Origin of the sequence: Denitratisoma oestradiolicum (assembly GCF_902813185.1) — a bacterium.
Taxonomy (GTDB): Bacteria; Pseudomonadota; Gammaproteobacteria; order Burkholderiales; family Rhodocyclaceae; genus Denitratisoma; species Denitratisoma oestradiolicum.
This window is the reverse complement of sequence record NZ_LR778301.1, coordinates 3281760-3300569: the sequence shown is the minus strand read 5'-3', so window position 1 is coordinate 3300569 and position 18810 is coordinate 3281760. Positions and strand designations below refer to the sequence as shown.

The 18810-nt window shown below is 62.7% G+C and carries 25 protein-coding genes and 1 riboswitch; of the genes, 11 read left to right on the top strand and 14 right to left on the bottom strand.

Annotated elements, in window-relative coordinates; translation table 11 throughout:
- Nucleotides 1-65: 65 nt before the first annotated feature.
- Nucleotides 66-259: riboswitch (cobalamin riboswitch) on the bottom strand.
- Between the two features lie 99 nt (nucleotides 260-358).
- The 4 genes from DENOEST_RS15105 to DENOEST_RS15090 all read left to right on the top strand — a co-directional run bounded on the left by DENOEST_RS15105 (nucleotide 359) and on the right by DENOEST_RS15090 (nucleotide 2419).
- Nucleotides 359-553, top strand: a complete 195-nt coding sequence (locus DENOEST_RS15105) for a cell division protein ZapB (RefSeq protein ID WP_145772214.1) — start codon at nucleotides 359-361, stop codon at nucleotides 551-553.
- Nucleotides 550-888, top strand: coding sequence for a cell division protein ZapA (locus DENOEST_RS15100; RefSeq protein WP_145772213.1), 339 nt, complete (start codon nucleotides 550-552; stop codon nucleotides 886-888). The genes DENOEST_RS15105 and DENOEST_RS15100 overlap by 4 nt, the downstream gene beginning before the upstream one ends.
- Nucleotides 889-1154: 266 nt before the next feature.
- Nucleotides 1155-1619 (top strand): EVE domain-containing protein, encoded by a 465-nt coding sequence (locus DENOEST_RS15095; protein ID WP_145772212.1) that lies wholly within the window; start codon nucleotides 1155-1157, stop codon nucleotides 1617-1619.
- Entirely contained in the window at nucleotides 1586-2419 is an 834-nt protein-coding gene (locus DENOEST_RS15090) for a sulfite exporter TauE/SafE family protein (protein ID WP_145772211.1), read from the top strand. Before DENOEST_RS15095 ends, DENOEST_RS15090 begins: the two co-directional genes overlap by 34 nt.
- A 6-nt stretch (nucleotides 2420-2425) precedes the next feature.
- On the opposite strand, the gene DENOEST_RS15085 is transcribed toward DENOEST_RS15090, so the two are convergent.
- The 3 genes from DENOEST_RS15085 to DENOEST_RS15075 form a co-directional block, all read right to left on the bottom strand.
- Nucleotides 2426-3922, bottom strand: coding sequence for a YifB family Mg chelatase-like AAA ATPase (locus DENOEST_RS15085; protein WP_145772210.1), 1497 nt, complete (start codon nucleotides 3920-3922; stop codon nucleotides 2426-2428).
- A 69-nt stretch (nucleotides 3923-3991) separates the two neighbouring features.
- Nucleotides 3992-4579 (bottom strand): YceI family protein, encoded by a 588-nt coding sequence (locus DENOEST_RS15080; RefSeq protein WP_197970633.1) that lies wholly within the window; start codon nucleotides 4577-4579, stop codon nucleotides 3992-3994.
- A gap of 2 nt (nucleotides 4580-4581) precedes the next feature.
- Nucleotides 4582-4830 (bottom strand): accessory factor UbiK family protein, encoded by a 249-nt coding sequence (locus DENOEST_RS15075; RefSeq protein ID WP_145772209.1) that lies wholly within the window; start codon nucleotides 4828-4830, stop codon nucleotides 4582-4584.
- 217 nt (nucleotides 4831-5047) lie between these two features.
- Between DENOEST_RS15075 and DENOEST_RS15070 the strand changes: the two genes are divergently transcribed.
- From DENOEST_RS15070 to amt, 3 genes are all read left to right on the top strand, one after another.
- Nucleotides 5048-5848, top strand: a complete 801-nt coding sequence (locus DENOEST_RS15070) for a TorF family putative porin (protein WP_145772208.1) — start codon at nucleotides 5048-5050, stop codon at nucleotides 5846-5848.
- Between the two features lie 88 nt (nucleotides 5849-5936).
- Complete coding sequence (gene glnK / locus DENOEST_RS15065; RefSeq protein ID WP_145772207.1) at nucleotides 5937-6275, top strand: P-II family nitrogen regulator; 339 nt, start codon at nucleotides 5937-5939, stop codon at nucleotides 6273-6275.
- A 10-nt stretch (nucleotides 6276-6285) separates the two neighbouring features.
- Nucleotides 6286-7779 (top strand): ammonium transporter, encoded by a 1494-nt coding sequence (amt, locus tag DENOEST_RS15060; RefSeq protein WP_145772206.1) that lies wholly within the window; start codon nucleotides 6286-6288, stop codon nucleotides 7777-7779.
- A gap of 65 nt (nucleotides 7780-7844) precedes the next feature.
- Here the strand turns inward: amt and DENOEST_RS15055 are convergent, their stop codons facing one another.
- The 5 genes from DENOEST_RS15055 to DENOEST_RS15035 are packed head-to-tail and all read right to left on the bottom strand — an operon-like array spanning nucleotide 7845 to nucleotide 10565.
- Entirely contained in the window at nucleotides 7845-8279 is a 435-nt protein-coding gene (locus tag DENOEST_RS15055; RefSeq protein ID WP_145772205.1) for a hypothetical protein, read from the bottom strand.
- A complete protein-coding gene (gene purU / locus DENOEST_RS15050; protein ID WP_145772204.1) occupies nucleotides 8276-9136 on the bottom strand; it encodes a formyltetrahydrofolate deformylase in 861 nt (286 codons plus the stop codon). Before purU ends, DENOEST_RS15055 begins: the two co-directional genes overlap by 4 nt.
- 1 nt (nucleotide 9137) lies before the next feature.
- Entirely contained in the window at nucleotides 9138-9746 is a 609-nt protein-coding gene (gene thrH, locus DENOEST_RS15045; protein WP_145772203.1) for a bifunctional phosphoserine phosphatase/homoserine phosphotransferase ThrH, read from the bottom strand.
- Nucleotides 9747-9786: 40 nt separating this feature from the next.
- Nucleotides 9787-10047 carry a YkgJ family cysteine cluster protein gene (locus DENOEST_RS15040; RefSeq protein ID WP_145772202.1) on the bottom strand — a complete coding sequence of 87 codons (261 nt, stop codon included), beginning with the start codon at nucleotides 10045-10047 and terminating at the stop codon, nucleotides 9787-9789.
- Between the two features lie 5 nt (nucleotides 10048-10052).
- Nucleotides 10053-10565, bottom strand: a complete 513-nt coding sequence (locus DENOEST_RS15035) for a YbhB/YbcL family Raf kinase inhibitor-like protein (protein ID WP_145772201.1) — start codon at nucleotides 10563-10565, stop codon at nucleotides 10053-10055.
- Between the two features lie 142 nt (nucleotides 10566-10707).
- Between DENOEST_RS15035 and DENOEST_RS15030 the strand changes: the two genes are divergently transcribed.
- On the top strand, nucleotides 10708-11013 hold the full coding sequence (locus DENOEST_RS15030; RefSeq protein ID WP_145772200.1) for a c-type cytochrome: 306 nt from the start codon (nucleotides 10708-10710) through the stop codon (nucleotides 11011-11013).
- Nucleotides 11014-11096: 83 nt separating this feature from the next.
- Here DENOEST_RS15030 and DENOEST_RS15025 read toward each other — a convergent pair whose 3' ends face one another.
- The 4 genes from DENOEST_RS15025 to modA form a co-directional block, all read right to left on the bottom strand.
- A complete protein-coding gene (locus DENOEST_RS15025; RefSeq protein WP_145772199.1) occupies nucleotides 11097-12944 on the bottom strand; it encodes a phosphoenolpyruvate carboxykinase (GTP) in 1848 nt (615 codons plus the stop codon).
- 215 nt (nucleotides 12945-13159) lie between these two features.
- On the bottom strand, nucleotides 13160-14230 hold the full coding sequence (gene modC, locus DENOEST_RS15020) for a molybdenum ABC transporter ATP-binding protein (RefSeq protein WP_145772198.1): 1071 nt from the start codon (nucleotides 14228-14230) through the stop codon (nucleotides 13160-13162).
- Nucleotides 14227-14907, bottom strand: a complete 681-nt coding sequence (gene modB, locus DENOEST_RS15015; protein WP_145772197.1) for a molybdate ABC transporter permease subunit — start codon at nucleotides 14905-14907, stop codon at nucleotides 14227-14229. Before modB ends, modC begins: the two co-directional genes overlap by 4 nt.
- A gap of 7 nt (nucleotides 14908-14914) precedes the next feature.
- Complete coding sequence (modA, locus tag DENOEST_RS15010) at nucleotides 14915-15655, bottom strand: molybdate ABC transporter substrate-binding protein (RefSeq protein WP_145772196.1); 741 nt, start codon at nucleotides 15653-15655, stop codon at nucleotides 14915-14917.
- Between the two features lie 132 nt (nucleotides 15656-15787).
- On the opposite strand from modA, the gene DENOEST_RS15005 reads away from it, so the two are divergent.
- Nucleotides 15788-16117: a copper-binding protein gene (locus DENOEST_RS15005; protein ID WP_145772195.1), complete on the top strand. Its 330-nt coding sequence runs from the start codon at nucleotides 15788-15790 to the stop codon at nucleotides 16115-16117.
- An 83-nt stretch (nucleotides 16118-16200) separates the two neighbouring features.
- Entirely contained in the window at nucleotides 16201-17052 is an 852-nt protein-coding gene (locus DENOEST_RS15000; protein WP_145772194.1) for a 3-hydroxybutyryl-CoA dehydrogenase, read from the top strand.
- Here the strand turns inward: DENOEST_RS15000 and DENOEST_RS14995 are convergent.
- Both DENOEST_RS14995 and DENOEST_RS14990 read right to left on the bottom strand, forming a co-directional pair.
- Nucleotides 17043-17666 carry a DUF2238 domain-containing protein gene (locus tag DENOEST_RS14995; RefSeq protein WP_145772193.1) on the bottom strand — a complete coding sequence of 208 codons (624 nt, stop codon included), beginning with the start codon at nucleotides 17664-17666 and terminating at the stop codon, nucleotides 17043-17045. The genes DENOEST_RS15000 and DENOEST_RS14995 overlap by 10 nt on opposite strands.
- Nucleotides 17667-17670: 4 nt before the next feature.
- The gene (locus tag DENOEST_RS14990; RefSeq protein ID WP_183148267.1) at nucleotides 17671-18048 is read right to left on the bottom strand and encodes a PhaM family polyhydroxyalkanoate granule multifunctional regulatory protein; all 378 of its coding nucleotides are present in this window, start codon (nucleotides 18046-18048) and stop codon (nucleotides 17671-17673) included.
- A 108-nt stretch (nucleotides 18049-18156) separates the two neighbouring features.
- Here DENOEST_RS14990 and DENOEST_RS14985 point away from each other — a divergent pair, with 108 nt between their 5' ends.
- A complete protein-coding gene (locus tag DENOEST_RS14985; RefSeq protein WP_145772192.1) occupies nucleotides 18157-18786 on the top strand; it encodes a response regulator transcription factor in 630 nt (209 codons plus the stop codon).
- Nucleotides 18787-18810 lie beyond the last annotated feature (24 nt).

Genomic DNA, 18810 nt, shown 5'->3' with positions numbered 1-18810 from the left:
TTGATGAAGGCAACGCACAGGGAGTTCGATCGGACAAACGCCGGCCGCCACCACCCCGTGGCGTTTCCATGGTGATGTTCGTGGCCGGTCTCCGGGCTCGGAAGTCTTGAATCGTCGCCTTCCCAGACCGAGGCCCAGTGGCGTGTGTGACGATTCCGCACTTCCTTACCGTTGCGGGGGCAGCGCAGGATTTACACCTGCTTCCCGTTTCACCTGAGGCCGAATCTGGCCCCCAGGCACCGCGAACAAGGCGCGCATTCTACCGCCAATCGGCGCCGGGGCAATTTGGGTGTGATTCCAGACCTCTTGGCAGGCCCCTCGTCTTGACCGCAAGTGCCATTTAAAAGACACTTCACCCATGAGCGGCGACCTTGATTCCCTAGAACAGAAAATTGACCAGGTGCTGGCCCTGTGCCATAGCCTCGACGCGGAGAACCGTGAACTGCGGGAACGCGTGACGGGCCTGGAAAACGAAAAACAGGACCTGACCGGACGCATGGAGTCGGCCCGGGTTCGGCTTGAAGCCCTGATGGACAAACTTCCCCAAGAATGAGCGCCCATTCCACTCTTGATATTCGCCTCCAGGGCAAGGATTACCGGGTCACCTGCTCCCCCGAGGAGCAGGATGCCCTGACGGCAGCGGTGAGCTTCCTGGACGGCAAGATGACCGAGATCGGCGCCCTGACCAAAAGCACCGGCGAGCGTCTGGCGGTGATGGCGGCCCTCAATATCGTCCATGAACTGCTGGCCTTGCGTCAGTCGCCTTCGACCGGGGAATCCATCGCCACCGGCGCCATTGACGACCCGGGCCTGGGGCGTAGAATCCGAGGCATCGAAGCGCGCCTCGACGCGGCCCTTGCCCAGCAACAGCAGGAAGGTCTGTTCTAGGTCGGCCCCGTCGCTGCTTCCCCGGTTTTCCCCTGCGGTGTTCGCCAAGGTCGTAAATTCCTTGAACCTATAAGTCCTTGCGACTTGGCCGCCGCCCATAGGCGCCGCTGTTGTGATTGCCCCTTAGACGGGCAAACCTGATGCGGCCGGAACGCGGCCTCCCTGAGCCCAGTGTTCAGGATGCCGGCCAAACGACATCGGCGGGGGACCCTTCATCGGAGCGCGGAGCGTGTTTGCTCCGCGCTCTTTTTTCTGGAGTGCGGCCCATGACCCGTTACTGGCTGATGAAAACTGAACCGTCCGTGGTGGGCATCGACGATGTGCTGGCGATGCCGAACCAGACTGTCGATTGGTGGGGCGTGCGCAATTATCAGGCACGCAATTTCATGCGCGACCAGATGAGCGTCGGCGACAAGGTGTTCTTCTACCATTCGAACTGCGCCGAGCCGGGCATCGCCGGCCTGGCAGAGGTGGTGAAGAAGGCCTATCCGGATCGCACCCAGTTCGATCCGGCCAGCAAGTATTTCGATCCCAAGTCCAGCCCGGAGAATCCCCGCTGGGTCAATGTGGATGTGCGGGTGGTAAAAAAGACCCGGCTGCTGGGGCTGGCCGAGCTGCGTGCCCAGCCGGAGCTGGTTCATATGCGCATCCTGCAAAGGGGCAATCGCCTGTCCATCACGCCGGTGGACCCGGCGGAATGGAAATTCATCGTGGAGCGCCTGCTCAAGTGATCAGCGCCTGGCTGTTGGGCTATATCGGGCTGGGCCTGTTCGCCGGCTTTTTCGCGGGCCTGCTGGGCGTGGGTGGTGGCGGCATCATGGTGCCGGTGCTGACCATGCTGTTCGCCGCCCAGGGGATGCCCCAGGAGCATGTGGTGCATCTGGCCCTGGGCACTTCCATGGCCACCATCGTTTTCGCCTCGGTCTCCAGCCTGCGCGCTCATCACCGCCATGGCGCCGTGCTCTGGCCCGTGGTGAAGTCCATCGCTCCCGGCATCGTGCTGGGCACCCTGGTGGGCGCCCAGTTCGCCGCCCGTCTGCCGACCAAGCCCCTGGCCATTTTCTTTGCTGCCTTCATGGCCTACGTGTCGGTGCAGATGATTGCCAACATCAAGCCCAGGCCCTCCCGTGAGCTGCCGGGGACGGGGGGCATGTTCGCGGCGGGGGCCGGCATCGGCGGGGTCTCGGCCCTGGTGGCTATCGGCGGCGGGTCCCTGACGGTACCCTTCCTGGCCTGGTGCAATGTCAAGGTGCACCAGGCCATCGGCACTTCCTCGGCCATCGGCTTTCCCATCGCCCTGGCGGGCACTGTTGGCTACCTGCTCAGCGGCCAGGGTAACAGCGGCATGCCGCCGGGTAGCCTGGGCTTCATCCATCTGCCGGCCTTGCTGGGTACGGTGTTGCCCAGCATGCTGATGGCCCCGGTGGGCGCCCGTCTGGCCCACCGTTTGCCGGTGGCCACCTTGAAGAAAATCTTCGCCGGGGTGCTGGTTTTCCTGTCCGCCAAGATGCTGCACAGCCTTTTCGGCTGAGGGAGATCACATCCCGGACAACTGCCGCCGGTACTGGATTGCTTCGGCGATGTGGGGCGTGCCGAGGGTGTCGCTGCCGGCCAGGTCGGCAGCGCTGCGGGCCACCCGCAGGATGCGGTGATAGGCCCGGGCCGAGAGCCCGAGGCGGGCGATGGCCTGTTTGAGCAGGGCCTGGCCGGCGCTGTCGGGCTGGCACAATGCCTCGGTTTCCGCCACGCCCAGCCGGGCGTTGGTCTTGCCCTGGCGGGCCATCTGTCGTTGCCGGGCACGGGCCACCCGGGCCGCCACCGGTGCCGAGGCCTCGCCCGGGGTGCCGCCCTGCAATTCGGCGTCCGATAGGGCCGGCACCTCGATCATCAGATCGATCCGGTCCAGCAGCGGGCCGGAGAGCTTGCCCCGATAGCGGGCCACCTGGTCCGGGGTGCAGCGGCATTTGCCGCCGGGATGGCCCAGATAGCCGCAGGGGCAGGGGTTCATGGCTGCCACCAACTGGAAGCGGGCAGGGAACTCGGCGCTCCGGGCCGCTCGGGAGACACAGACCTGGCCCGACTCCAGGGGCTCCCGCAGGGCCTCCAGCACTCGGCGCTCGAACTCGGGCAACTCGTCCAGGAACAGCACACCCTCGTGAGCCAGGGAAATCTCTCCGGGCCGGGGAATGCCGCCGCCCCCCACCAGGGCCGGCGCCGAGGCCGAATGATGGGGCGCGCGGAAGGGGCGCCGGCCCCAGTGTTCCAGGCGAAAGCCGCCATTGATGGAATGCACGGCGGCGCTGGAGAGGGCTTCGGCATCGCTCATGGCCGGCAGAATGCCCGGCAGGCGGCTGGCCAGCATGGATTTGCCGGTGCCGGGCGGCCCGCTCATCAGCAGTGAATGGTCGCCCGCGGCGGCCACCTCCAGGGCGCGCCGGGCCTGAACCTGGCCCTTCACCTCGGCCAGGTCCGGGTAGGCGGGTGCCTGCACCAGTGCCTGCCCGCCGTAGGGGAGCAGGAGCTGCTGGCCGGTCAGGTGGGCGCAGACCTCCGTCAGGCTCCGGACCGGCAGGGCGGTGACTTCGCGTACCAGGGCCGCCTCGGCGGCGTTCTCGGCCGGCAGCACGAAGGTGCGGCCCGTGGCGGCACCGGCCGCGCACATGGCCAGAGCGCCCCGGATCGGCCGCAACTGCCCGGAAAGGGAAAGCTCCCCGGCAAACTCCAGATCGTCCAGACCCGAGGCGCGCAGTTGTCCCGAAGCCAGCAGGATGCCCAGGGCGATGGGCAGATCGAAGCGCCCCGATTCCTTGGGCAGGTCCGCCGGCGCCAGATTGACCGTGATGCGTCGGGCCGGGAATTCGAAGTGACTGTTCTGGATCGCCGCCCGCACCCGGTCCCGGGCCTCCTTCACCTCGGTGTCGGGTAGGCCCACCAGGGTGAGGCCGGGCAGGCCGTTGGCGATATGCACCTCCACTGTGACCAGGGGTGCATCCATGCCGCAGAGGGCACGGCTGTGGAGAATGGCGAGGGACATGATGGGGTGCCGCGCTGAGCGCAGTGTTTTGATGGAGTAATCACGATGGCATGGTTGATGCCATTGTAATCATTCTTCCCGGGGCGCCTCGATCTGAATCTCTATTCTCACTTCGTCGCCCACCATCGGCACCAGATGGGTCATGCCGAATTCCGAGCGTTGCACGATGGTGACGGCGTTGGCGCCGCAGGTCTGCTTGCGGGTGAGGGGATGGAGACCGCAATGGAAATGGTTGATAGCCAAGCCCACCGAGCGGGTGACGCCGCGCAGGGTCAGCTCGCCATCCACGCCCTTGGGGATGCCATCCTGAAAGTGAATGCGGTCTCCCGTGAAGCGGATTTGGGGATGTCGGGCTACATCGAGAAAGCTCGAGCCCCGCAAGACCTTTTCCAGGGTTTCATCGCCCGTGTCGATGGAATCCGCTTCGATGCTCACATCAATACGTCCGGTCCCCGCTGCCTGGTCCAGGGTGATGTGGCCCTGGCTGCGGTTGAATCGCCCACGGTGGAAGGAAAATCCCACATGGCTGACCTCAAAGGTCGGAAAGGTATGGGCGGGGTCGATCCGGTAATGCTCCTCTTCGCTCCTGGCCGACGGCGTTGCGGCCATGCACAGCAGGGCCAGCAGGCTAGCCGGCAAGCGCAGGGAGGGCGCCATGACTACTGGTCGGGCTGGCTCGGCGCCCGCTCCAGTTGGGCGATCCGGGCTTCCAGGGTACGAATCTGGTCCCGGGCGCGGGCCAGCAGTTCCTTCTGGACATCGAATTCCTCCCGGGTCACCAGGTCGAGCCGGCTCAACAGACCCGTCGCCAGGGCGCGGGCATTCTTTTCAAGATCGCCGGCGGGGCTGGTGGCGGCCAATTGGGAGATTCGGCTGGTCAACTCGTCGAAGAGGTGGGCCGCACTCATGACAACATCCTTTTGTGAGTTTGGGAAAAGTCTAACATAGGCCTGCCGTCTCACGGGCACTACCTTGGTGCATGAGCCCGTATGGATGAAACAAAACGGTGCGTCAGGGGTGGGGGTGATCAGTAACATCCAGTCGTGGCAAGGATTTCCGGCTTGGCACGGTCTATGCGAATGGGCAGGCGAGCTGTTTTTTATCGATCTTTACAGGAGAAAAACCATGAAGAAATCCATCGTTGCCCTTGCTCTTGCCAGTCTGTTCTCCCTACCCGCCCTGGCGGAAGATGCCGCGCCGGCCTCGCCCTTCAGTTTCAACGTGGGCGTGGTTTCAGACTACCTGTTCCGGGGCGTCAGCCAGACCCATGGTGACGCCGCCCTGCAAGGCGGTGTCGACTACGCGCATTCCAGCGGTTTCTACCTGGGGGTCTGGGGCTCCACCATTTCCTGGGTGGAGGACTACACCGGCAAGGGTAATACCGAGGTGGACATCTATGGCGGCTACAAGGGCAGCCTCGCCGGGGACTGGGGCTACGACCTGGGCGTGATCGGCTACATCTACCCGAACAAGGGCGCGGCCAATGCCTTCGGCGCCAACCCCAACACCACCGAGGTCTATGGCGCCATTAGCTACAAGACCCTCACCGTCAAGTATTCCCGTGCGGTGTCAGATCACTTCATCGGCTGGTATTCCTCCACGGGCGGCAGCACCAAGGGCAGCGGCTATCTTGAAGCCAACTACAGCCTTGACCTGGGCAGCGGCTGGGGCGTGACCGCCCACGCAGGCCACCAGAAAGTGAAGGATTTGCCCATCGCCGATTACACCGACTGGAAGCTGGGCGTGACCAAGGATGTGGGCTTCGGCGTGGTGACCCTGGCCTATTCGGACACGAATGCCAAGGGCGACATGGGCGAGGCCTACGCCTGGCCGAATTCCGGTTTCGTCTCCGGTGTCGGCTCCACCGCGGGTTTCAAGAATGTGGCCAAGGGCAAGGCCATCCTGAGTTTTACCAAGACCTTCTGATCCACCCGCCGGGTTTTCCGCTGACGGCCTGAACGGTATCAGCGGGAACATTAGACGCAATCAGTACCTTATTCGAGAGGACAACATCATGAAACTGATCACCGCCATCATCAAGCCCTTCAAGCTTGACGAAGTGCGAGAGGCTCTCGCCGCCGTGGGCGTGCAGGGCATTACCGTCACCGAGGTCAAGGGATTTGGCCGGCAGAAGGGGCATACGGAGCTTTACCGTGGTGCTGAGTACGTTGTTGATTTTCTGCCCAAGGTCAAGATCGAGGCAGCCATCAAGGACGACATCCTGGACCAGGCCATCGAGGCCATCGAGAAATCCGCCAGTACCGGCAAGATCGGCGACGGCAAGATTTTTGTCTTCGATGTCGAACACGTTATCCGCATCCGCACCGGTGAAACCGGTGAGGACGCCCTTTGAAGGAGTCATCATGAAAAAACTGCTTGCGATCCTGCTGGCCGCCGTAACGGTCGGTTTCGGCAGTGGCGCCTGGGCCGACGACAAAATGGCGGAATCCGCGCCGGTGGCCGCCACCTCCACTGACGTGGCGCCCGCTACTGGGATTCCGGCGATAGCACCGGCTGCTGATGCCGTTGCCCCGGTCGTCGCGCCGACGCCCAACAAGGGCGATACTACCTGGCTCATGGTAGCCACCGCCTTCGTCATCCTGATGTCCATCCCTGGCCTGGCTCTGTTCTACGGTGGCCTGGTGCGCAGCAAGAATATGCTCTCGGTGTTGATGCAGGTCTTCGTGGTGTTCTCACTGATCAGCGTGCTCTGGGCACTGTACGGCTATAGCGTGGCCTTCACCGAAGGGAACGCCTTCTTCGGCAGTTTGGACAAGTTGCTGCTGAAAGGTGTCACGGTGGAAAGCCTTGCCGCCACGTTTAGCAAGGGCGTAGTGTTGCCCGAGCTGATCTACGTGGCCTTCCAGGGTGCCTTCGCTGCTATCACCTGCGGCCTGATCGTCGGCGCCTTCGCCGAACGCATCCGTTTCAGCGCGGTGCTGGCCTTCATGGTGATCTGGTTCACCTTCAGCTACCTGCCCATGGCACACATGGTCTGGTACTGGGCCGGCCCCGATGGCTACCTTTCTGCCGAGGCTGCCGAGAAGCTGAATGCCACGGCCGGTTTCCTGTTCCAGAAGGGCGCGCTCGACTTCGCCGGCGGCACTGTGGTGCATATCAACGCTGCGGTGGCCGGGTTGGTGGGAGCTTTCCTGGTGGGCAAGCGCGTGGGCTTCGGCAAGGATTCCATGGCGCCTCACTCCCTGACCATGACCATGATCGGTGCCTCCCTGCTGTGGTTCGGCTGGTTCGGCTTCAACGCCGGTTCCGCCCTGGAGGCTAACGGTACCGCCGCTCTGGCCTTCGTCAACACCTGGCTCGCCACAGCCGCGGCCGCACTGTCCTGGATGGGTGCGGAATGGTTGTTCAAGGGCAAGCCCTCGATGCTGGGTGCAGCATCCGGCGCGGTGGCCGGCCTGGTGGCCATCACTCCGGCCTGTGGTTTCGTCGGCGTCGGTGGTGCCCTGACGATCGGCCTTCTGGCGGGCGTCATCTGTCTGTGGGGTGTCAATGGACTGAAGAAAATGCTGGGCGTGGATGATTCTTTGGATGTCTTCGGTGTCCATGGCGTCGGCGGCATCCTGGGCGCACTGCTCACTGGGGTATTCACTTCCCCCGGCCTGGGAGGCAGCGGCATCTACGACTATGTTGCCAACAAGGTGGCGGACAACTATTCCATCGTTGATCAGGTGATCGTCCAGGCTACCGCCGTTGGCGTGACCCTGATCTGGTCCGGCGTAGTGGCCTTCGTTGCCTTCAAACTGGTGGATGTGGTGATCGGCCTGAGGGTGCCGGAAGACGAAGAACGGGAAGGTTTGGACATTACTTCCCACGGCGAGTCGGCTTACCACTACTGATTAATCTAATTTGCATAAAACAAAGGGCGCCCCGGGCGCCCTTTGTTTTTGGGTGATTGCCTTTCCTAGCAGATGATGCGCATGTAGATAATACCGACGATGGCTGCGATCAGCATGAAAAAGGCCGGGGCCGCCACGGCCCTATAGTTGGGGGCCTCACCCCAGCGCTTGCGATCCAGTAGGCGCATCATTTCGCCGATGGAGATGATGGCCAGCAGAACCATCACCAGACTGTCGAGGATCAGCGCCAGCGCATTGAAATCGGTCAGGGGGCGGCAGATGCGGGGCCGCCAGACACTGAGGGAACCCACGAGGGAGTTGAGACGATCGAAGCCCAGGGCGGTGATGAACCAGATCACCATCATGATGATCACTGCCAGCAGCAGGCCCAGGGTCAGCCAGCCCTCAACATAACGCAGGGCATCTCTGAAGTTGCGCAGGTCGGCCAGATATTCCCGGGCTTCCCGGCGCAATTGCCGGCGCAGTTTTTCCCAGTTCAACGGAACACCACCGTCTTGTTGCCGTGGACCAGTACCCGGTCTTCCAGGTGATAGCGCAGGCCCCGGGCCAGAACGGTCTTTTCGATGTCCTTGCCGTAACGAACCATGTCGGCCACGGAGTCCGAATGGTCGATGCGGATCACGTCCTGTTCGATGATGGGGCCCTGGTCCAGTTCCTCGGTGACGTAGTGGCAGGTGGCGCCGATCAGCTTGACGCCCCGCTGGTAGGCCTGATGGTAGGGCTTGGCGCCAACGAAGCTGGGCAGAAAGCTGTGGTGGATGTTGAGAATCTGGCCTGGATAGGCCAGGCATAGTTCCGGCGAGAGGATCTGCATGTAGCGCGCCAGTACCATGGTGTCGCCCCGCACCTCCTCGAACAGCCGCTTCACTTCGGCATAGGCCTGGAGCTTGTTGTCGGGAGTCACCGGTACGTGGTGGAAGGGGATGCCGTGCCACTCGACAAAGCCACGGAAGGTGTCGTGGTTGGAGATCACGCAGGGAATCTCGATGTTCAGTTCCTTGCTCTGCCAGCGGGCGAGCAGGTCATAGAGGCAGTGCTCCTGCTGGGACACCAGCACCACGACCCGTTTTTTCACTGCGGAATCGGTGATCTTCCAGTCCATTTCCAGCTGTCCGGCCAGGGGGCGGAAGCGCTCGCGGAACTCGGCCAGCAGGAAGGGCAGGGAGTCGGCGCGAATCTCCAAGCGCATGAAATAGCGGCCGGTGATGTCGTCCGCATGAAAGCTGGATTCCAGAATCCAGCCGCCGTGCTCGGCAATGAAGCCGGTCACCCGGGAGATGATGCCCACCTGATCGGGGCAGGAGGCGGAGAGTGTGTAGAAACGGTCCCGATGCATTTCAGATACGCACGGCAGCCTTGTCGATTTCGGTGCGAAGTTCCGCATAGCTTCTGGTTACCGGAAACTGGGGGAATTCGTCGATGACGTTCTGGGGCGGGTGGAACAGGATGCCGGCGTGGGCCTCGCCCAGCATGGCGGTGTCGTTGTAGGAGTCGCCGGCAGCGATCACCTTGAAATTGAGTTCCCGGAAGCGCTTGACCGCCTCCTTCTTCTGGTTGGGCATGCGCAAGTGATAGTTCACCAGGATGCCCTGGGCGTTGGCTTCCAGCTTGTGGCAGAACAATGTTGGCATGCCCAACTGTTTCATCAGGGGCATGGCGAATTCGTAGAAGGTGTCGGAGAGGATGATCACCTGAAAGTCCTGGCGCAGCCTGTCGAGGAAGTCCTTGGCGCCGGCCATGGGACCCATGCTGGCGATCACCGCCTGGATGTCGGGCAGACCCAATTTCTTCTCGGCCAGGATGCCCAGTCGGAACTTCATCAGCTTGTCGTAGTCCGGCTCGTCGCGGGTGGTGCGGCGCAGTTCGGGAATGCCGGTGCGCTCGGCGAATTCGATCCAGATTTCGGGGACCAGCACACCTTCGAGGTCGAGGCAGACGAGTTGCACGGAGAAGCTCCCAGTCAGGTTTCGTGGAAAGGGCGCGATTTTACGCCAAGGGAGCGGTACTCGCCTCCAGTTGATGGAGCCAGGCTAGGGCTTGTTGCCGGTCCTGGCCGCACATCTCGGCGGAGGCTTGCAGGCCGCCGCAACAGGCGGGGCGTTCGGGGCGGCCGAAAATCCGGCAGCGCAGGGCTGCGTCGAGTTGGGGGCAGGCTTGGCCGGCGGGCTTGCCTTGGGGCAATCCCGGCAGGGGCGAACTGATCGATGGGGCGATACAGCAGGCGCCGCAGCCGGGACGACACTTCATGACGCTTACTTGCTGCCGAAGCGAGCGGTGAAGCTGGCTTTGGCCAGGGTGTTGAAATGGAGGTTGAACCCCACCAGGGCCGGCGTGGCATTTTCCGGCAGATCCAACGCCTCCACCCCGAGGGCGTGAAGGGTGAATACATAGCGGTGGGGTTCGTCCCCCTTGGGAGGGCAGGGGCCGCCCCAGCCCGGTTCGCCGAAATCGGTGGCAATCTGGCGAGCCCCTTGGGGGGCCTTGCCGGTTTCCAGGTTGCCCGCTCCCTGGGGCAGGGCGGTGGTCGTGACGGGGATGTTGACCATCACCCAATGCCACCAGCCGCTGCCGGTGGGGGCGTCCGGGTCATGGACGGTGAGGGCAAAGCTTTTCGTCCCCGACGGGGCGCCGCGCCATTCCAGGGCGGGGGAGACGTTCTCGCCGTCGTAACCAAAACCGTTGTAGACATGCTTGTGGGCGATCAGCGCAACGGTGTCGATGTCCGGGCTGGTCAGGATGAATCCAGGGATGGCCGGGTTTGTCATGGGAAGGTTCTCCTGATCGGGTGTGGGTCGCCATTGTATGACGAGGTTCGGGGCACTTTTCGATATTACTAATGGCATATTGTGCAATGCAAAAACCCATGTTAAATTTATGGTCATTATTCAACCACCATGGAGCATGAGCATGAAAGCAATGAGCGTAGTACTGCTGGCGACTGCGGGTTTGATGTTGTCCGGCCCGGTTCGGGCCAACGAGGGTCTGGCCAAGGCCAAGAACTGCATGGCCTGCCATGCCGTGGACAAGAAGCTGGTGGGGCCGGCCTATAAGGAAGTGGCAGCCAAGTACGCCGGCAAGGGCCGCGATGCCAGACTGGTTGAAACCGTGATGAAGGGAGGCAAGGGCAATTGGGGCGAGGTGCCGATGCCGCCCAACAATGTCACCCTGGAAGAGGCCATGCTCCTGGTCGCCTGGGTGATGGATCAGAAGTAATTCTGGCATCCAGTCACTGGACGGGTAAGCGATGAAAAAAAGGCCACCCGAAGGTGGCCTTGGATGGAAACCGATCGACCGGATCAGTCCACCATTCCCAGTTCGAAGAGTTCACGCTTGAGATCCAGCGCTCGGGGCAGGCGGCTCTTCAGTTTTGCGAACCATTCGGCGTGAAGTTTGAGTTCCTCGCGCCAGGCGTCGGTATCTACCCGGGTCAGTTCCTCGAACTGTTCCCGGCTGACGCCCTCGGCGCCGGTCCAGTCCAGATCCTCGTACCGGGGTATCCAGCCCAGGGTGGTCTGGCGGGCATCGGCCTGGCCCTTGCAGCGGCCGATCACCCACTTCAGCACCCGCATGTTTTCGCCGAAGCCGGGCCACATGAAGTTGCCATCGGCGTCCTGACGGAACCAGTTCACCGTGAAGATGCGCGGCGCGTGCTCGATCTGGTGGCCCATGCGCAGCCAGTGATTGAAGTACTCGCCCATGTGGTAGCCGCAGAAGGGCAGCATGGCAAAGGGGTCGCGACGCACCACACCTTGGGCGCCGACGGCGGCGGCGGTGGTTTCCGAGCCCAGGGTGGCGGCCATGTAGACGCCGTAGTTCCAGTTGAAGGCTTCGAACACCAGGGGCACCGTGGTGGAGCGACGGCCGCCGAAGATGAAGGCGGAAATCGGCACGCCGGCGGGGTCTTCCCAGTTCGGGTCGATGGAGGGGCACTGGCTGGCCGGGGCGGTGAAACGGGAGTTGGGATGGGCCGCCTTGCGTCCAGCCTTGCCGTCAGCCGGGGTCCAGTCCTTGCCCTGCCAGTCGATCAGGTGGGCGGGGGGCTCCTTGCTCATGCCTTCCCACCAGACGTCGCCGTCATCGGTGAGAGCCACATTGGTGAAGATGATGTTTTCCTTCAGCGTCGCCATGGCGTTGAAGTTGGTCTTCTCCGAGGTGCCGGGGGCCACGCCGAAGAAGCCGGCTTCCGGATTGATAGCGTAGAGGCGACCATCCTTGCCTGGCTTGATCCAGGCGATGTCGTCGCCCACGGTGGTCACCTTCCAGCCGTTCAGGGCCTGGGGGGGGATCAGCATGGCGAAGTTGGTCTTGCCGCAGGCCGAGGGGAAGGCGGCGGCCACGTAGCTCTTTTCGCCGGCGGGAGATTCAACGCCGAGGATCAGCATGTGTTCGGCCAGCCAGCCTTCATCCCGGGCCATGGTGGACGCGATGCGCAGGGCGAAGCACTTCTTGCCGAGCAGCGCATTGCCGCCGTAGCCGGAGCCGAAGGACCAGATTTCCCGGGTCTCGGGGAAGTGGCAGATGTACTTGGTGGGGTTGCAGGGCCACTTGACGTCGGCCTGGCCGTTTTCCAGCGGGTGGCCGACGGAATGCAGGCAGGGCACGAATTCGCCGTCGCTACCCAGTTGGTCCAGTACCTGACGGCCCATGCGGGTCATCAGACGCATGTTGACCACCACGTAGGGGGAGTCCGACAGTTCCACGCCGATATGGGCGATGGGGCTGCCGATAGGACCCATGGAGAAGGGGATCACGTACATGGTGCGGCCCCGCATGCAGCCCTGAAACAGCCCTTTCAGGGTGTCCTTCATCTTGGCCGGGCTTTCCCAGTTGTTGTTGGGGCCGGCATCTTCGGGATCGGAGGTGCAGACGTAGGTGCGGTCTTCCACCCGGGCTACGTCGGAGGGGTCCGAGCAGGCCAAGTAGGAATTGGGGCGCTTGGCCGGGTTCAGCTTGATGAGGCTACCCGCCTCCACCATCTGGGCAAAGAGCGCATCGGCTTCTTGCTGGGAACCGTCGCACCAGACGACGGCGTCGGGCTGGGTCAGGGCGGCGACCTCGGCCACCCATGCCTTGAGTTTCTCGTTTTTGACGTAGTCCGGGGCAGATGACATGGGCTGAATTGTGTTGGAAACGCGCTGATTCATGCTTGGGATCTCCACTTTGGCAAGTGGGCGGGCCTGTCTCGGTCAGCAGCGACGGCGGGGGTGGGCCGAAGGCATACGCGCCTCACGGGGCAGGGGTGTGCCCGTGGGGGACAAGCGGAGAATTATTAAGTTGGCTGTGCCGCCCAAAAACCGCGATTATCGCACATCGGCCCAGGCAAAGAAATCGCCGGACTGGCCGGGTTGTGGCTTTCGGGTCAGGCCAGCAGGGCCACGGCCTTGATCTGCGCCCATATGTTCATGCCGGGTACCAGGGCCAGCTGATCCCGGGAGCGACGGGTGATCCGGGCTAGGAGGGGGGTGCCCCGGGCATCCAGGGCCACCATGACCTGGGCGGGATGTTCGGCATCAGCCAGGGCGACGATTCTGGCCGGGAGTCGGTTCAGGATGCTGCTGTCTTCCTGGGGAGAGAGTGCGATGCTGACATCCCGGGCCAGGATGCGCAGGCGCGTGGCGTGCCCCAGGGCGAGAGGCCGCCCGGTGACCCGGATGTTGCCGCCGGGGAAGTCGAGCCGGGTCAGGTGGTAGATGTCGTCATGGGCGCCGACGGTGGCATCAATCACCACCCCCCCCTCCTCGCTCCGGGCGGTGGGCAGGTCCAGCCGCGCCAGGGTCTGGGTCAGGGGACCGCTGGCGGTGACGCGACCTTGATCCAGCAGTACCAGATGGTCCGCCAGACGGGCCACCTCGTCCATCGCGTGGCTGACGTAGATCATGGGCACCGAGAGTTCGTCGCGGAGGCGCTCCAGATAGGGCAGGATTTCCTGGCGCCGCTGGTAGTCCAGGGCCGCCATGGGTTCGTCCAGCAGCAACAGCCGGGGACTGGTGAGCAGGGCGCGGGCAATCGCCACCCGCTGCCGTTCGCCGCCGGAAAGGTTCTCCGGGCGTCGGTCCAGCAAGGACTCGATGCCCAGCAGTTCCACAGCCTGGCGCCAGGCAACGCGCCGTTGGGCGGTGCGCTTCATACCGTATTCCAGGTTGCCCCGTACATCAAGATGGGGGAACAGGCTGGCTTCCTGGAAGACGTAGCCGATGGGGCGGCGGTGGGGCCGGAGGAAAATTCCTTGTTGCCGGCTTTCCCAGCAGTTGCCCGAAACCTCCAGCACGGCCTGGTCCGCCCGTTCCAGGCCGGCGATACAGCGCAGCAGGGTGGTCTTGCCCGAACCCGATGGACCGAACAGGGCGCTGATTCCCTGCTCGGGCAGGATCAGATCCACGTCCAGAACGAAGTCCTGGCGAGCCAGGCGGAAGCGGGCCTGGATACTCATGGCTGGCGTCGCCCGAGGTTGTTGCGGCCGTAAAGCAGCAGCAGGGCCAGGAAGGAGAACAGCACCATGGCAGCGGAAAGTCCGTGGGCCTGGGTATATTCCAAGGCTTCCACATGGTCGTAGATCTGTACCGAGACGACCCGGGTCTTGTCCGGAATGTTGCCGCCTATCATCAGCACCACGCCGAATTCGCCCACGGTATGGGCAAACCCCAGGGTTGCTGCGGTCAGGAAACCAGGGCGGGTGAGGGGCAGGACCACGCTGAAGAAGGTATCCAGGGGCGAGGCGCCCAGGGTCGAAGCCACTTCTAGGGGACGCTTACCCAGGGTCTCGAAGGCGCTTTGCAGGGGCTGGACCACGAAGGGCAGAGAATAGATGACCGAGGCCACCACCAGTCCTGGGAAGGTGAAGGGCAGCAGGCCCAGGCCCAGGGCTTCGGTGAGCCGGCCCCCCGGGCCGGCGGGACCCAGGACGATCAGCAGGTAGAAGCCCAGCACCGTTGGGGGCAGCACGATGGGCAGGGCCACCGTCGCCGCCACCGGGCCCTTCCACCAGGAACAGGTGCGGGCCAGCCACCAGGCGATAGGGGTGCCGATCAAGAGCAGCAGTAGGGTGGTGATGCCTGCCAGTTCCAGGGTCAGGCCTATGGCTGACCAGTCTTCGGGGCTGAGTCCCATGGAATGTTCATTCGTAGCCGAAGGAGCGGATTATCCCTGTGGTCTGGTTTTCCTTCAGGTATTTCAGCAGGGCTTCCGCTGCCCGGTTGCCGCGCCCCCGGTTCAGGAGGACCGCATCCTGACGGAGGGGGCTGTGCAGGCGGGTCGGGACCAGCCAGTGGGAGCCGGGAATGGCTTTGCCTCCCTGATGAATCTGGGAGTAGGCAACAAAGCCTAGCGCGGCATTGCCACTGGCGACGAACTGATAGGCCTGGGCGATGTTCTCGGCCTGGACCAGACGAGCTTGTAGCCGCTCCCGGACGCCGAGGGCCTGCATGGTTTCCTGGGCCGCCATGCCATAAGGGGCCAGTCGGGGGTTGGCCAGCGCGAGGTGGTCGAACCCGTTCCCCCGGAGCACATCTCCCTTGGCATCCACCAGATCGGGACGGGACGACCAGAGGACCAGCCGGCCGGTGGCATAGGTGAAGCGGCTACCGGGTTCGGCCATGCCTTCCCGTTCAAGTCGGGCCGGTGTTTCACTGTCGGCGGCAAGCAGGATGTCGAAAGGGGCTCCGTTGTTGATTTGGGCGTAGAGCTTGCCGGTGGCGCCCGGCACAAGGGTGACATGGTGTCCCGTGGCCCGCTCGAAGCGGGTGGCGATCGCTTTCAGCGGCAGGATGAAGTTGGCGGCCACGGCCACTTGGACCTCGTTGGCACGGGCCATGCCGGTGATGAAGGCCCAGGCAATGGGGAGGGCGAGGATTTTCATTCGAAATGACATGGCGAATCTGTTCACGGGAAACCGATCAGGACATATTGTCCTGGTTTTTCTCTTGCCTCGGCAGGGGAACATTTGCTCCAATGCCACGACTACCCCACCTTTCCCCTGGAGATTCAAATTATGAAACACTCTCTGTCGGCCGCGATACTTGTCGTCTTGCTGGCCGCATCCGGCCATGCCGCCGATGGACATGATGTCCATCATGCCGCTGCTGCGGTAGCCGAGGCCAGTTTGAGCGAGGGCACGGTCAAGAAGGTCGACAAGACCAAGGGAATTGTGACTCTGGCCCATGGTCCCCTGCTCAATCTAGCCATGGACCCCATGACCATGGCCTTTGCGGTCAAGGATCCGGCCTGGTTGCTTCAATGGAAGCAGGGCAACAGGATTCGATTTTTCGCCGACATGGTGAAGGGGCGGCTTGTGGTGATGCGCTGGGAGCCGCTGCCCTGAGCCCGGACAGGTGCGCAGAGCAGTGTAAAATTACACCCATTCCGCTCGGTTAGCGGCTCTTTAATCTTGTTTGGAGTAATGGCATGGCGATCAAGACGGTTGGCGTAATCGGCGCGGGCATCATGGGGAGCGGTATCACCCAGGTGAGCGCCGCGGCGGGACTGAATGTGGTGATGGTGGATGTGAATGCCGCCGCCATCGATAGGGGTCTCGGTACGATTTCCGCCAGCCTGGACCGCTTGGTGAAGAAAGAAAAACTGACGTCCGAGCAAAAGATTGCCACCCTGGCGCGCATCAAGGGAACAACCGAACAGTCCGACCTGAAGTCCGTGGATGTGGTGATCGAAGCCGCCACCGAAAACGAGGCCCTCAAGATCAAGATTCTCAAGGAAGTTTCGGCAGTTATTGGACCGGAGACCATCCTGGCGACTAACACCTCGTCCATTTCCATCACTCGCCTAGCCGCAGCCAGCGGCCGGCCGGACCGGTTTGTCGGCATGCACTTCTTCAACCCGGTGCCGGTGCTTTCCCTGGTGGAAGTGATCCGCGGCCTGCAGACTTCCGACGACACCTACAACAAGGTGATGGGCCTGGCCCGGCAACTGGGCAAGGACCCGATCACCGCCAAGAACAGCCCGGGCTTCGTGGTGAACCGTATCCTGGTGCCCATGATCAACGAAGCGGTGTTCGTGCTGCAGGAGGGCCTGGCCACGGCCCAGGAAATCGACGAGGGCATGAAACTGGGCGCCAATCATTCCATCGGTCCCCTTGCCCTGGCGGACCTGATCGGTCTGGATACCCTGCTGGCAGTGATGGAGACGCTTTACGACGGCTTCCATGAGGCCAAGTACCGGCCCGCGCCTTTGTTGCGGGAAATGGTGGATGCTGGCTACCTGGGACGCAAGAACGGCCGCGGCTTCTTCACTTACGGCTGATGCCGGACTGCCAGAACTGCCATCTGGCGGTCCTGGCAGCGGGCCAATAGTCCCATGGCGCAGCAGGCCCCGATCAGGGCGAAAAACATGTCCGACTGGGTATCCCAGATATCTCCCTGGGTTCCAAGAAATTCATAGGCACCCTGGCCCAGGGCCAGGGCTGCCCACCATTCGATCAGCTCATACCAGGCGCTGATGGCGGCCGCTACACAAATGGAAAGAAATGCGGCCATGATCCGCCCCTGGACATGGCTGCCGCCGAGCAGAATTTCCCGCGCCGCCAGTGCCGGCACGAAACCCTGGGCGAAGTGCCCGATCTTGTCATAGGGGTTGCGGGCCAGTTCCAACAAATCCTGTAGCCAGTGGCCCAAGGGAACCCGAGCGTAGGTATAGGTGCCGCCACCGATCAGGATCAGGGCGTGCAGGGCGATCAGACCATAGAGCAGCGGTGTCAGTGGAAAGCGTCTGCGAGTGGCCATCAATACCGGGGCAACGATCAGCACTGGCGCCACTTCCAGTAACCAGGTGCTTCGGTCGTAGGGGGATACGCCCGAGAGCACCAGGGCCACGGCGACCACCAGACCCAGGCCGACCAGGAATCGACCTTCGGTCATGGTCCTATTTCTCTTTTTCAGGTTTCGGCTCTGGCGTTGATGGAGGAGTTTCATTGGTGTTGTTGGGAGGCATGAAATTCCAGGGCCACAGCGCCGGGTTGGCGAAGGGATTGGATTCCGCTCCCGTGCCCGGGGCCGTGCCGCCTTGGCTCATGGCCTGGAATGCGCCAAGGGTGGTGCGTTGCGTTTCCATGGCCTGGATGCTCATTTGCAACATGTTGAGATTCATCTTGAGCCACCCTTCCACCGCCTTGAGGTCGGCGATACGTTTGTCCAGCTCTCCGGTATCCAGAGTGGGTACCGCCATCCCGGGCAGGGGAACGCTCAGGCTGCCCCAGAGATTCCTGAGAAACTCCATGGGGTCGGGCGACACGTCGCTCATGGCTGCTCTCCTTGAATATCGAATTGGATATGCTACTCCGGGCAAGCCAATTCACGGTGGTAGTGTTTCGCGCTAGACTGCCCCCTGTCATTCTTCTGGGATATGACCTTGTTGAAGCTACTTGTCATCGAAGACCATGCTCTGGTGCGCGAGGGCCTGTTGCAAACGCTCCGCTGCATGGAGCCTGGCACCATAACCATGGGTGCAGAAGATTCGGACGAGGCCTTGGCGGTATTGGATACGGTGCCCGATCTGGACATGGTGCTGTTGGATCTGATGTTGCCCGGACTCAATGGCATGGCCTTCCTTGCCGTGTTGCGCAAACGTTTTCCCGCCGTACCGGTGGTCATCCTGTCGGCCATCGATGATCCGGAAACGGTGAGGCGGGCTATCAGTCACGGTGCTTCTGGGTTCATTCCCAAGGCTAGTACCAGCGAGGCCATGCTGGATGCCCTGCGCCAGGTGCTGGCGGGAGATGTCTATCTGCCTCCAAAGTATCGGGACGGTTCCCAACAGCCCAAGGGGCGTAGTGTTGCCGAGCGCTATGGCCTGACCGCCAGCCAGTCTCGGGTGCTGGAATTGCTGACCCAGGGCAAGACCAACCGGCAGATCGGCGAGTTACTGGGGCTGGCTGAGGGGACGGTGAAAATTCACGTATCCGCCATTTTCAAGGCCTTGAATGTTTCCAACCGATCCCAGGCGTTGTTGGCGGTCAGCAAGCCGCGCAACTGGTTTTAGGGACTGTCTCGTGCGAAGACCAGA